Here is a 12383-nt window from a genome sequence, read left to right as displayed (position 1 = left end):
CGCGGCGTCAGATTTGCTACTTTGCTTACAGACATTTCCGTCTTTTTTCGAGAATTCACCTGCAATCCGGCAGATAACTTGCCCACGCAGCAGAAAAACGAGTAAAGACTTTGTAAGCAGGTGCCTGCTTATTTCATAATGCGCGCTTATTGGATCCCCCCGTGGGTCCCGCGCCCCGTCAGAGGTAAGTCGATTCCCATGAAACGCACCGGCCGCACCCTGGTTCTGGGCTGCCTGTTGCTCCTTCAGCCGCTGCTGGCGTATGCCCAGGCAGGCGGCAACTCGTTGTTAATCCCAGCGATGGGTCGTTGCACCCTCAATACCCAGCCGGAAAGCCAGGCCGAAGCCCTGAGCGCGTGCCAGAAACAGGCCGATGGCGGGGATGCGCAGGCGCAATACGAGTTGGGCGAGTACTTCTACGACAGTAAAAACCCCGCACGCGACCTCAACAAAGCCTTGAGCTATTTCGAGAAAGCCTCGTTGCAGGGCCACGCCCAGGCGCAATTCCAGCTGGGCACCATGTTTTTCCACGGCGAAGGCGTACCGGCCAATAACGTCCAGGCGTACATCGTGCTGAAAATGGCGGCGGTGAACGGCGCCGAAGATGCACTGGACACGGCCGACGAAGTGGCCGAACACATGCAGCGCGACGAACTGGAAGTGGCTACCCAAGTGCTGGGACAGATTTTCCGCAACTACCTGCAGGAACTGCAGAGCGCAGATGGCAGCTCGCCGTTTTCGCCGCTGCCGGATCCTTCAAGGTGATAACAGATAACCCTGTCGATGCGCCTTCGGGCCAGCTACATGGGCAATCGTCATACCGGCACTCGCCATTCGCCGCACTGATCGAACATACAAAAGCCCTTCTCGGGTGCAAGCAACCGGTGTCACCCGATCAGTGATCGGATCGATAACTTCGGCGAGGATTTGCCCGGCCGCCAGGTAATCCCCTACCTTCGCGCAAAACACAATCAAGCCTCCCACTGGGCTCACCACCGGTTCTACTCCCGCCAACGGCGTTGGCGCATTCAGTAATGGCGGTAGCGGTGGTGCCTGGCCGTCAATGGCTCCCCGTTGAATCAAGTAGTCGATCAACGCCTGGCAATCCTGACGCGCCAGTCCGTGATCCACATCGGCAACACCCCGCAGCTCTACAGTCACAGCAAACCCCGGTGCCGAAAAGCGCCCGGGAAAACGCGCCTGCATGTGCGCCCAGAACAACGTAAAACACTCATCGAACGATTGCCCGCCGGCCTCTTTGGCCAAAAAACACGCCCTGGCTCCCAGGTAACGGGCCAAAGGCTCCACGTGCAACCAGAAATCCGGCGACAAATACAAATGCTGCACGGCCTCGAAATCGCAATGAAGGTCCAGCACGATATCGGCATCGCAAGCCAGCGTTTGCAGGGTCAAGCGCATGGATTGCAACTGTGTCGCCGGCTCCTGGCTGGCCAGTGTTTGCAGCAAGGCGCCACGGATCAGTTGCAGATTGGCGCCCGGTTCATCCGCCAACAGGGCTTCGACGCGATCACCGACCTGCTGGCTGACGTCGAGGAAGAAACGATTGAAGTTTTCCCGACTGTCGTTATCGAAGCGCCCCTGGGGCACATCCATCAACACTTGCTCCAACCCCAGCGGATTGGCCACCGGCACCACCACAACCGACCAACGCATCAACCCTGCTGCCTCCAGGTGCGCCAGCCGCTGCTTCAGATGCCATAAGACCAGCATGCCCGGCAGTTCATCGGCGTGCAGGGACGCCTGGATATAAACCTTGCCGGCTGCATTGGCCGGGCCGTAATGAAAACTGCGAATCTGTCGCGTCGTCCCCGGTACGACCTCCAACAACTCATGCACGTGGGTCTGCATTTCGATCTCCTATCGGGCCGCATCCAGAAAACGCAGCCAGCGCCGTTCAGCCAGGCGAAACAAACCTACCAAGGCAAAGGTAATGCACAGGTAAAGGGCTGCTGCGAAGCCGAATGATTCAAAGGTCAGGAAGGTTGCGGCGTTGGCATCCCGTGCCACTTTCAGGATATCCGGCACCGTGGCGGTGAACGCCAACGTGGTGGAATGCAACATGAAAATCACCTCATTGCTGTAGTAGGGCAATGAGCGGCGCAATGCGGATGGCATGATCAGGTGGACATACAGCTTCCAGCCGTCGAACCCCAGGGATCGGGCGGCTTCGACTTCACCACGAGGCATCGCCCGAATGGCGCCCGCGAGAATTTCCGTGGTGTAGGCGCCGGTATTCAGGGCAAATGCCAACAGCGTACAGTTCAGCGCCTCACGGAAAAACGCATCCAGCACGGGCTGTTCACGCACGGCGGCAATGCTGTAGATCCCGGTATAAAAGATCAGCAACTGGATATACAGCGGCGTGCCGCGAAACAGGTAGGTGAAGCATTGCACCGGCCAACGCAGCCAGCATCTGGATGACACCCTGGCGATGGACAAGGGCAGTGCCAGCAGTAGGCCAAGACACAGCGAGGCACTGGTCAGCCATAGGGTCATGGCCAGGCCGGTAAGTTGTTGACCGTCGGAATAGATGAACGGCCGCCAGTATTCCTGGATCAACTCGATCATGGTGACGACTCCTGCGCACCGACGCCGTAACGACGCGCCAGCCAGCGCAAGGCAAGGTTTGAAACGCTGCTGAGCAACAGGTAGATCAATGCGGCCATCAGCAAAAAGGCCAATAACTGCTGGCTACTTTTGCCCGCTACCTGGGCGACCTTGACCAAATCCGCCAAGCCAATGATCGACACCAGCGCAGTCGCCTTGAGTAAAACCATCCAGTTATTGCCCAGCCCCGGAAGGGCGAACCGCATCATTTGCGGGAATATCACGTGCACGAAGCCCTGACTGAAGGTCATGCCCAAGGCCTTGGCGGCCTGGAACTGGCCGCGAGGTACAGCCAGCAGGGCACCACGAAAGGTTTCGGTGAAATAGGCGCCGTAGATAAACCCCAAGGTGAGTACGCCTGCGCTGAATGGGTCGATTTCGATGTAGGCCATGCCCAGTTCCTGCGTCAGACGACTCAAACCGGTTTGCACCCCATAGAAAATCAACAGCATCAACAGCAGGTCGGGCACCCCGCGAATCAGAGTGGTGTAGAGCTGTGCGCAGAGGCGCCAGGCCCTGACCCTGGACAGCTTGGCGCCAGCACCGAGCAGGCCGAACGCCAGCCCCAGCAGCAGTGACAGTAGCGCCAGTTGCAGTGTGACCCAGACACCGCCCAACAAGAGTGGCGCAAAACTGTCCAGGGTCGAGGTGAATTGAGTGAAGGTGGGCAACATGTTTGCGCTCTCGCTCGCCATTGAAGGACGGTCATTGACCGCTGAACATGTTCACACCCGGAAAATACTGGTCTTGCAGCCGAGCGTAGGTACCCTCGGCGTGCAGTGCCGCGAGGCCCTTATCCAGCAGGGCTTTCAGGGCATGATTGCCCTTGGCGATGCCGATGGCGCTTTTGGAGGGCATCAATGCACTTTCGATCGGCGGCCCGAGGACGAACCCCGCACCCTGGGCTGTGCGCATAAATCCGCTTTGCGCTTGCTGTGCATCCTGCAATGAGGCTTGCAGCCGCCCTGCCACGAGATCGGCATACACCTGTTCCTGATCGGCATAAGCCACGATCTTTATGCCCTGCCCGGCGAGCACTTGGCGGGCATAGACTTCCTGGGTACTGCCTTGCAGATAGCCAACAGCCGTACCCTTGGCCAGCTCAGCGCCGGGGCGGAGCACCATGGCGGTGGGGCTGGAAAATACCTCCGAGGAGAAATCAATCACCTTTTCTCGTGCGGCGGTGACCGTCACTGAGGCGAGGATGGCGTCGATCTTGCCGGCATTCAGACTGGGAATCAGCCCGTCAAAATCACTTTCAACCCATTGGCAGCGAACACGCAACTGAGTGCAGAGGGCGTTACCGATATCAACTTCGAACCCCGTCAACGTGCCTTTGTTATCTTTATAGGCAAAAGGCGCGTAATTGGGATCAACACCAAAACGGATGACGGTATAGTCATTGGCAAACAGTGGCGTGTTTAATAAAAGAACAGCGAATAACATCAGGATTGTTTTTTTCATTATTGTATTCCTCGTTATTAAATAAACAGCGAGACTGACTACACCTCGATAAGCGGAATCTCTCGCCGGACCAATAAAGAATCAACGGGTGCATCAAACTCCCGTGCCATTCGATGCCCCGAATACACCGCAGCAGCAATCGTGCCGGGCGCCACGCAATCGCCGATCAACGTCAGCGTGCCGATCCCGGCCGCGCGCACCTGTTCGGGTGCGCTGTTCAACGCCTGATACAACGCCTGCTCGGGTTCGCGTGAGGTGACCAACAGCAAGGAAGCGGCGGGAATGAAGCGTGTCCGCTCGGTGTAGACGCACCCTGCGACAAGGCCTTCAGGCATACACCTGACCAACGTATGGGACGGGACGATCGTGACGTTCAGCTCCAGCAGGCGGCGCTGGATGCGGTGTTGCTCAAGGGTGTTGTGGGTCCAGGCCGCCACATCCGCCGCCGGGGTGACGAATATCACTTGCACGCCCCGCGCCACCAGCTGTTCAGCCAATACGCTGCCCATGTAATAGTGATCGTCATCGAACAGCAGCACCGGTGAAGCCGGCAGGACACCGGCCATCAGATCATCCGGCGTGATGACGGGCAGGCTTTCCAGGCCCGGTAACGGTTGACGCAAGGCTCGTCCCAACCCGTCCCGCCGCCAGCGGGAGCCGGTGGCGATAAATACATGCTCTGCGGCGAAGTCCAGGATGTCCTGGGCCTGCAATCGACTCTCCCGATAAATCTCAACCGACGCCAGGCGACTCAAGGCGTCCAACCGATAGTCGATTACCCGCCCCCAGCTCGCCAACCCTGGAAGCCGGGACTCCAGCGCCACCCGTCCGCCAAGGGTGCGCAAGCTGTCCACCAGCGCCACCTCCATACCCCGAACGCCCAGCATCCGCGCGCACTCCAGCCCTGCGGGCCCTGCGCCGACCACCAGCGCCCGCCCAGGGTGATGCGCACGATTGACCGACTCGGGGTGCCAACCGCGCCGCCACTCCTCGCCCATGGTCGGATTTTGCGTGCAGCGCAACGGCGTGCTGGTGTGGTCGCCACTGACACAGACATTGCAGCCAATGCATTCGCGAATCTCATCCGCTCGACCCTCTTCAATCTTCTTCGGCAAGAACGGGTCAGCAATCGAAGGGCGGGCCGCGCCAATCAAGTCCAGGACGCCACGGCGGACCAGCGAGACCATGGTGTCTGGCGAGGTGAACCGCCCGACGCCCACCACCGGCTTGCGGGTCAGAGCCTTCAGACCCGACAGGAAGGTCTCTTGATAACCCTCCGAGGCAAAGCGCGCCGTTACACTGTCGTTGGACCAATCGGCGACGTTGACGTCCCACAAATCCGGCAAGTCCGCCAGCATCGAGAATATTTCAGCGCCCTCTCCATCGCGAGACAGGCCGTCGACCCTCTGCTCGTCTACCGCCAGGCGCACCGCCACGGCACACCGATCACCCACCGCATCGCGGGTGTCTTCAATCAACTCGCGCAACAGCCGCACGCGGTTTTCCAGCACACCGCCATACTCATCAGTACGGCGGTTGTTGCGTGGCGTGAGGAAATGGAACGGCACGCCGAGGTCATGCCCGGCATAGACATAGATGATGTCAAACCCCGCGTCGCGCGCCCGCAGTGCGGCGGCACGGTGCATGGCGCGCAGTTGCTGGATATCGGCACGACTCATGGCCCGGGCCTGTACCGGGTCATAACCACGCACCGGCGTATTGGAGGGCGCCCAGGGAATCTCACGACTGTAGCGGTTGGGGGCCGAGTAACCATTGAATGCCAACTCTACGCCGGCCAGTGACCCGTGCTGGTGGACGGCCTCACACATTCGCGCCAGCGCCGGGATGTCGCGTTCATCCCACAAGCGCGCCTCTATGTAGGGAGAGAACTCGCTCAGCGGGCTGATCTCACATTCTTCAGTGCAGACTACGCCCCACCCACCTTCGGCTTTTATCCCGCGCATGCGTGCCATGGCGGAAGGATGCACATGGCCCATGCCATTGCAGTGGGGAACTTGATAAAAGCGGTTACGGGTGCGAACCGGGCCTATTTGTACCGGCTCAAACAAAATGTCATAACGAGGATCGCGCACAGGGCTACTCCCGAACAGATAAGTCCGTTGATGACTGCGTCATAAGAAATTCGGTGTTAACTAATGCCAGGCGATAAAACGCTAATACCCTTGTATTCCAGGGCAGAGCCTTTTTGATGGAGAGTTAATTAAAAAAGTGGAACTCACGTCCCATTGAAACAGGCTTTTTATTATTGATGTATTCATGGCGCCCTCTCTGCATAAACAAAATCTGCTGTTTTTTAAACAGAATGTCCATGCACGAGAGGCAAGAATCAGAAATGCCCTACAAAATAGTTGAACGTCACTTCTCAGGCATCGGCATCGGAAACGGCATGACATTGCTCATGCCCCGGGCCTCGCTGATTTTCGGCGTGCCCAGGCGCTCGACTTCATCGATGCGCACGATCGAATGCATCGGCACAAAACTGCGCACCACGCCTTCGAACTGAGCCTTGAGTTTTTCCTCGCCCGGGTCGACGACCAGCTGTGTGCGCTCGCCAAAGACGAACTCTTCCACTTCCAGGAAGCCCCACAGATCACTTTGATAGATCTGCTTGGCGTACATTTCGAACACCTGGCCCTGGTTAAGGAAAATCACCTTGTAGATTGGAGCTTCACGTTTGGTCATGGTGGGCGGGTAACACATCGGGGGATTTAAAAGAGGGCGCGAACTATAGCATGGCGTCCGATGCACAGTGCTAGGAACCTATCGGCATGCCCCCTATAATGCGCGGTTCTTTACCACCAGTTGACGATCCCCATGGCCAAGAAGCTTTACATCGAAACCCACGGTTGCCAGATGAACGAGTACGACAGCTCGCGCATGGTCGATCTGCTGGGTGAACATCAGGCCCTGGAAGTCACCGCTCGCGCTGAAGACGCCGACGTGATCCTGCTCAATACCTGCTCGATCCGCGAGCGGGCCCAGGACCGGGTCTACTCGCAGCTGGGCCGCTGGCGTGAACTGAAACTGGCCAACCCGGACATGGTGATCGCCGTCGGCGGTTGCGTGGCCAGCCAGGAAGGCGCCGCCATTCGCGACCGCGCACCGTACGTCGACGTGGTCTTCGGCCCGCAGACCCTGCACCGCCTGCCGGAAATGATCGACGCCGCGCGCATCACCAAGCTGCCGCAAGTCGACGTCTCGTTCCCTGAAATCGAAAAATTCGACCATTTGCCCGAGCCGCGCATCGACGGCCCAAGCGCTTATGTGTCGGTAATGGAAGGCTGCAGCAAGTACTGCACCTTCTGCGTGGTGCCATACACCCGCGGCGAAGAAGTCAGCCGCCCGTTCGACGACGTGCTGGCAGAGATCATTCACCTGGCCGAGAACGGCGTGCGTGAAGTGACCCTGCTGGGGCAGAACGTCAACGGCTACCGTGGCCAGACCCACGACGGGCGCCTGGCGGACCTCGCGGAGTTGATCCGCGTAGTGGCCGCCGTCGACGGGATCGAGCGGATTCGCTACACCACTTCGCACCCGCTGGAGTTCTCCGACAGCCTGATCCAGGCCCACGCCGAAGTGCCGGAGCTGGTCAAGCACCTGCACTTGCCGGTGCAATCGGGCTCGGACCGCATTCTCTCGGCGATGAAGCGCAACCACACCGCCCTGGAATACAAATCCAAACTGCGCAAATTGCGTGCGGCGGTGCCGGGGATCTGCATCAGCTCGGACTTTATCGTCGGCTTCCCAGGGGAAACCGAGAAAGATTTCCAGCAGACCATGAAGTTGATCGAAGACGTCGGCTTCGACTTCTCCTACTCCTTCGTCTACAGCCAGCGCCCGGGCACCCCCGCGGCAGACCTGCTCGACGAAACCCCGGAAGCGTTGAAGAAGGAGCGTTTGAACGCCCTGCAACACCGCCTCAACCAGCAGGGTTTCGAGATCAGCCGACAGATGGTGGGCTCGACCCAGCGCATCCTGGTGACCGACTACTCGAAAAAAGACCCTGGCGAATTGCAGGGCCGGACCGAGAACAACCGGATCGTCAACTTCCGCTGTGATAATCCGACGCTGATCGGGCAGTTCGCCGACGTGCACATCGACGCGGCACAACCGCACTCGCTGCGCGGTTCGCTGGTGTAACAATAATTCGGCCACCGGGAACCAATGTGGGAGCGGGCTTGCTCGCGAAGGCGGTGTATCGGGCAACGAACAGGCTGACTGCCCCATCGCATTCGCGAGCAAGCCCGCTCCCACATTAGAACGGTACCAGCTTCGGGCTATATAAGTGCTTTCGCACGCAGCCTGCTGGCGTTATCCTTGATTTCATCTTAATTGCCCCAGGGCGGCTAAAAACGACCTTGAACGCACCCATAGAACCACATCGTTTTCTCCTCGAGCCCTTTGAGGCTCGCCGTTTCGCCAATCTGTGCGGACAGTTCGACGAGCACCTGCGCCTGATCGAACAACGCCTGAGCATCGAGATCCGCAACCGCGGCAATCAATTCGAGCTGATTGGTGAACCCCAGCACACCACCTCGGCAGAAAACCTTCTGCGCCGCCTCTACCGGGAAACCAAAGGTAGCGAGCTGTCGCCGGAAACGGTGCACCTGTACCTGCAGGAATCCGCCGTGGAGGACCTGGCCAATAACCCGGTAGCCGAAGCCAGCGTCGCGTTGCGCACCAAGAAAGGCATGATTCGCCCTCGCGGCTTGAACCAGCAGCGCTACGTCAAAGAGATCCTGGGCAACGACATCAACTTCGGCATCGGCCCTGCCGGTACCGGCAAGACCTACCTGGCCGTGGCCTGCGCGGTCGACGCCCTGGAGCGCGAGCAGGTGCGACGCATCCTGCTGGTGCGTCCGGCGGTGGAAGCCGGCGAGAAGCTGGGCTTTTTGCCCGGCGACCTGGCCCAGAAGATCGACCCGTACCTGCGCCCGCTCTACGACGCGCTCTACGAGATGCTCGGCTTCGAATACGTGGCCAAGCTGATCGAGCGCCAGGTGATCGAGATCGCCCCGCTGGCCTACATGCGTGGCCGTACGCTGAACAACAGCTTCATCATTCTCGACGAAAGCCAGAACACCACCGTTGAACAGATGAAGATGTTCCTGACCCGGATCGGTTTCGGCTCCACCGCCGTGATCACCGGCGACGTCACCCAGGTCGACCTGCCCAAAGGCACCAAGTCGGGCCTGGCCCAGGTGATCGACGTACTCAAGGACGTGCCGGGGATCAGCTTCACGCACTTCATGCCCAAAGATGTGGTACGTCACCCGTTGGTGCAGCGCATTGTCGAAGCCTACGAGCGCTTCGAACACCGCGACGACCAACCGGCCAAGGACACTCGCCGCGATGCTTGAGCTTGACCTGCAGCTGGCCACCGAAGCGCCCGCCCCCAGCGAAGAACAGTTCCGCCAGTGGTGCACCCTGGCCCTGCGCCAGCGCACCGCCGACTCGGAGCTGACCATTCGCCTGGTGGACGAGCCCGAAGGCCGTGAACTGAATCACACCTGGCGACAAAAAGACTACGCGACCAACGTGCTGTCGTTTCCCGCCGACGTACCCGATGAGCTGCTGGATATCCCGTTGCTGGGCGACCTGGTGATCTGCGTCGAAGTGGTCGAGCGTGAAGCAAAGGAACAGGGCAAGGAACTTGAGGCCCATTGGGCCCATCTAGTCATCCACGGCTGCTTGCATCTCTTGGGTTACGACCATATAGACGATGACGAAGCCGAAGAAATGGAAGCACTGGAACGAACGTTGCTTGCAGAACTGGGTCATCGTGACCCGTATGCAGACGACGAAATTGCAACTACACCTAACTGAAACAATAAAGGATTTAGAGTAATCGCTATGAGCGAAGACCGATCGAGCAACGGGCAAAAGTCATGGCTGGGGAAACTCACCCAGGCCTTTGCCCACGAGCCGAAAAACCGCCAGGAGCTGCTGGAGCTGCTGCGCGAGGCGCATCAGAACAAGTTGCTGGACAGCGAAGCGCTGGCCATCGTCGAAGGCGCCATCCAGGTAGCTGACCTGCAAGTACGGGACATCATGGTTCCGCGCTCGCAGATGGTCAGCATCAAGGCGACCCAGACCCCTCGGGAATTCCTCCCGGCCGTGATCGACTCGGCGCACTCGCGCTACCCGGTGATCGGCGAAAGCCATGACGACGTCATGGGCGTCCTGCTGGCCAAGGACCTGCTGCCGCTGATCCTCAAGGAGAACGGCGACAGCTTCAACATCAAGGACCTGCTGCGTCCTGCCACCTTCGTCCCCGAATCCAAGCGCCTGAATGTGCTGCTGCGCGAATTTCGTGCGAACCACAATCACATGGCCATCGTGATTGACGAGTACGGCGGTGTAGCGGGTTTGGTGACCATCGAAGACGTGCTGGAACAGATCGTCGGCGACATCGAAGACGAGCACGACGTCGAAGAAGACAGCTACATCAAGCCGCTGCCCAGCGGTGATTTCCTGGTCAAGGCCCTGACGCCGATCGAGAACTTCAACGAGTTCTTCGACAGCGAATTCTCCGACGATGAATTCGACACGGTTGGCGGCCTGGTGATGAGTGCGTTCGGGCACCTGCCCAAGCGTAACGAGACCACGGAAATCGGTGCCTATCGCTTCCGCATCCTGAATGCCGACAGCCGCCGTATTCACTTGATCCGTTTGACACCTATTGCCCGCTAAGGACTGACATGCGCCGTATGATTGCACCCGGCTGGCCCGGTAACTTGCTGGCCGTGGTGGCCGGCGCCATCACTACCCTGGCGCTGGCGCCGTTCGACCTCTGGCCGTTTGCGCTGGTGGCGGCCGGGTTCTTTTATGCGGGATTGCGTGAACTGACGCCGCGCCAGGCCCTGTGGCGTGGCTGGTGTTTCGGTTTCGGCCTGTTTGGTGCCGGTACCAGCTGGATCTACTACAGCATTCACCACTTCGGCGGCGCTTCGGTGCTGCTGGCGGGCATGCTGATGCTGGCGTTTACGGCGGCCATTGCCTGGTTCTTTGCCCTGCCCGCCTGGCTGTGGGCGCGCTGGCTGCGCCGCAACGAAGCGCCACTGGCCGATGCCCTGGCCTTCGCGGCCTTGTGGGTTGGCCAGGAAGCGTTTCGCGGCTGGTTCCTCACCGGTTTTCCCTGGCTCTATTCCGGTTACAGCCAGCTCGACGGCCCTCTCGCCGGCCTCGCGCCGCTGGGCGGGATGTGGCTGATTTCCTTTGCCCTGGCGCTGACCGCCGCACTGATCTGCAACCTGCCGCGTCTGCTGGCGGCTAAGCGCAACCTGTTCATCGGTGCCGGCTTGCTGTTGTTGGTGGCGCCATGGGCTATCGGCCTGGCACTCAAGCATCACGCCTGGACCAGCCCCTCTGGCGCACCGCTGACCGTGGCGGCCGTCCAGGGCAACGTCGAACAAAGCATGAAGTGGGACCCCGAGCAGTTGAATGCGCAGCTCGCGCTGTACCGCGACATGAGCTTCAGCTCCAAGCCTGTCGACCTGCTGGTATGGCCGGAAACCGCCGTGCCGGTGCTCAAGGAATCCGTGGAGGGTTACCTGGGCATGATGGGCAAGTTCGCCGCTGACCGGCACACTGCGCTGATCACCGGTGTACCGATCCGCCAGGAAGTGCATCACCACAAGCGCTTCTTCAATGGCATCACGGTGGTGGGCGAAGGCGACGGCACCTACCTGAAGCAGAAGCTGGTGCCGTTTGGCGAGTACGTGCCGCTGCAGGACATGCTGCGCGGCTTGATCGCGTTCTTTGACCTGCCGATGTCGGACTTCGCCCGCGGGCCGTCCGACCAGGCTTTGCTGCAAGCCAAGGGCTATCAGATTGCGCCGTTCATTTGCTATGAAGTGGTGTACCCGGAGTTCGCCGCCGGCCTGTCGGCCCGCAGCGATTTGTTGCTGACCATCAGCAACGACACCTGGTTCGGCCGCTCCATCGGCCCGCTGCAACATTTGCAGATGGCCCAGATGCGCGCCCTGGAAGCCGGTCGCTGGATGATTCGCGCCACCAACAACGGCGTCACCGGGCTGATCAACCCGTACGGGCAGATCACCGTGCAGATCCCGCAGTTTGAACGCGGGATTCTCTACGGTGAAGTGGTGCCGATGCACAACCTCACCCCGTACCTGGAATGGCGTTCGTGGCCGTTGATCATCCTGTGCCTTGGCCTGTTTGGCTGGGCGCTGTTGGCGGGCCGGATGTCGAAAACGGTTTAACAGAAATACTCGGACGACAATGTGGGAGCGGGCTTGCTCGCGAAT

General features: G+C 59.7%; 12 protein-coding genes. 6 read left to right on the top strand and 6 right to left on the bottom strand.

The window, feature by feature from the left end:
- Window positions 1-198 precede the first annotated feature (198 nt).
- Window positions 199-765, top strand: a complete 567-nt coding sequence (locus HX818_RS25395) for a tetratricopeptide repeat protein (protein ID WP_177008851.1) — start codon at window positions 199-201, stop codon at window positions 763-765.
- On the opposite strand, the gene HX818_RS25390 is transcribed toward HX818_RS25395, so the two are convergent.
- The 6 genes from HX818_RS25390 to HX818_RS25365 form a co-directional block, all read right to left on the bottom strand.
- Window positions 757-1869 (bottom strand): succinylglutamate desuccinylase/aspartoacylase family protein, encoded by a 1113-nt coding sequence (locus HX818_RS25390; RefSeq protein ID WP_003215467.1) that lies wholly within the window; start codon window positions 1867-1869, stop codon window positions 757-759. The two genes, HX818_RS25395 and HX818_RS25390, sit on opposite strands and share 9 nt — an antisense overlap.
- 9 nt (window positions 1870-1878) lie before the next feature.
- Window positions 1879-2589, bottom strand: coding sequence for an ABC transporter permease (locus HX818_RS25385; protein ID WP_003215465.1), 711 nt, complete (start codon window positions 2587-2589; stop codon window positions 1879-1881).
- Window positions 2586-3302, bottom strand: coding sequence for an ABC transporter permease (locus tag HX818_RS25380; protein WP_003215463.1), 717 nt, complete (start codon window positions 3300-3302; stop codon window positions 2586-2588). Before HX818_RS25380 ends, HX818_RS25385 begins: the two co-directional genes overlap by 4 nt.
- 31 nt (window positions 3303-3333) lie before the next feature.
- Window positions 3334-4092 (bottom strand): transporter substrate-binding domain-containing protein, encoded by a 759-nt coding sequence (locus HX818_RS25375; RefSeq protein ID WP_177020940.1) that lies wholly within the window; start codon window positions 4090-4092, stop codon window positions 3334-3336.
- A gap of 38 nt (window positions 4093-4130) precedes the next feature.
- Window positions 4131-6185, bottom strand: a complete 2055-nt coding sequence (locus HX818_RS25370) for an FAD-dependent oxidoreductase (RefSeq protein WP_177020939.1) — start codon at window positions 6183-6185, stop codon at window positions 4131-4133.
- 283 nt (window positions 6186-6468) lie between these two features.
- Window positions 6469-6795: a DUF1820 family protein gene (locus HX818_RS25365; protein WP_003215457.1), complete on the bottom strand. Its 327-nt coding sequence runs from the start codon at window positions 6793-6795 to the stop codon at window positions 6469-6471.
- A gap of 132 nt (window positions 6796-6927) precedes the next feature.
- Here HX818_RS25365 and miaB point away from each other — a divergent pair, with 132 nt between their 5' ends.
- The 5 genes from miaB to lnt all read left to right on the top strand — a co-directional run bounded on the left by miaB (window position 6928) and on the right by lnt (window position 12338).
- Window positions 6928-8253 carry a tRNA (N6-isopentenyl adenosine(37)-C2)-methylthiotransferase MiaB gene (gene miaB / locus HX818_RS25360; RefSeq protein ID WP_102369960.1) on the top strand — a complete coding sequence of 442 codons (1326 nt, stop codon included), beginning with the start codon at window positions 6928-6930 and terminating at the stop codon, window positions 8251-8253.
- 218 nt (window positions 8254-8471) lie between these two features.
- Window positions 8472-9473: a PhoH family protein gene (locus HX818_RS25355; RefSeq protein WP_003215453.1), complete on the top strand. Its 1002-nt coding sequence runs from the start codon at window positions 8472-8474 to the stop codon at window positions 9471-9473.
- On the top strand, window positions 9466-9939 hold the full coding sequence (ybeY, locus tag HX818_RS25350; protein ID WP_003215452.1) for an rRNA maturation RNase YbeY: 474 nt from the start codon (window positions 9466-9468) through the stop codon (window positions 9937-9939). The genes HX818_RS25355 and ybeY overlap by 8 nt, the downstream gene beginning before the upstream one ends.
- A 27-nt stretch (window positions 9940-9966) precedes the next feature.
- Window positions 9967-10806 carry an HlyC/CorC family transporter gene (locus HX818_RS25345; RefSeq protein ID WP_003215451.1) on the top strand — a complete coding sequence of 280 codons (840 nt, stop codon included), beginning with the start codon at window positions 9967-9969 and terminating at the stop codon, window positions 10804-10806.
- 8 nt (window positions 10807-10814) lie between these two features.
- A complete protein-coding gene (gene lnt / locus HX818_RS25340; protein WP_177020938.1) occupies window positions 10815-12338 on the top strand; it encodes an apolipoprotein N-acyltransferase in 1524 nt (507 codons plus the stop codon).
- Window positions 12339-12383 lie beyond the last annotated feature (45 nt).

It is taken from the genome of Pseudomonas sp. F9001 (assembly GCF_013385435.1).
Taxonomy (GTDB): Bacteria; Pseudomonadota; Gammaproteobacteria; order Pseudomonadales; family Pseudomonadaceae; genus Aquipseudomonas.
Note: the sequence above shows the minus strand (reverse complement) of the source record. Positions and strands in the feature narration are given on the sequence as shown.

Bases quoted from the DNA above. Each gene is read 5' to 3' on its own strand.
- lnt (WP_177020938.1), top strand. From the start codon at position 10,815: ATGCGCCGTATGATTGCACCCGGCTGGCCCGGTAACTTGCTGGCCGTG.
- HX818_RS25380 (WP_003215463.1), bottom strand. From the start codon at position 3,302: ATGTTGCCCACCTTCACTCAATTCACCTCGACCCTGGACAGTTTTGCG.
- HX818_RS25375 (WP_177020940.1), bottom strand. From the start codon at position 4,092: ATGAAAAAAACAATCCTGATGTTATTCGCTGTTCTTTTATTAAACACG.
- miaB (WP_102369960.1), top strand. From the start codon at position 6,928: ATGGCCAAGAAGCTTTACATCGAAACCCACGGTTGCCAGATGAACGAG.
- HX818_RS25345 (WP_003215451.1), top strand. From the start codon at position 9,967: ATGAGCGAAGACCGATCGAGCAACGGGCAAAAGTCATGGCTGGGGAAA.
- HX818_RS25390 (WP_003215467.1), bottom strand. From the start codon at position 1,869: ATGCAGACCCACGTGCATGAGTTGTTGGAGGTCGTACCGGGGACGACG.
- HX818_RS25395 (WP_177008851.1), top strand. From the start codon at position 199: ATGAAACGCACCGGCCGCACCCTGGTTCTGGGCTGCCTGTTGCTCCTT.
- HX818_RS25365 (WP_003215457.1), bottom strand. From the start codon at position 6,795: ATGACCAAACGTGAAGCTCCAATCTACAAGGTGATTTTCCTTAACCAG.
- HX818_RS25385 (WP_003215465.1), bottom strand. From the start codon at position 2,589: ATGATCGAGTTGATCCAGGAATACTGGCGGCCGTTCATCTATTCCGAC.
- ybeY (WP_003215452.1), top strand. From the start codon at position 9,466: ATGCTTGAGCTTGACCTGCAGCTGGCCACCGAAGCGCCCGCCCCCAGC.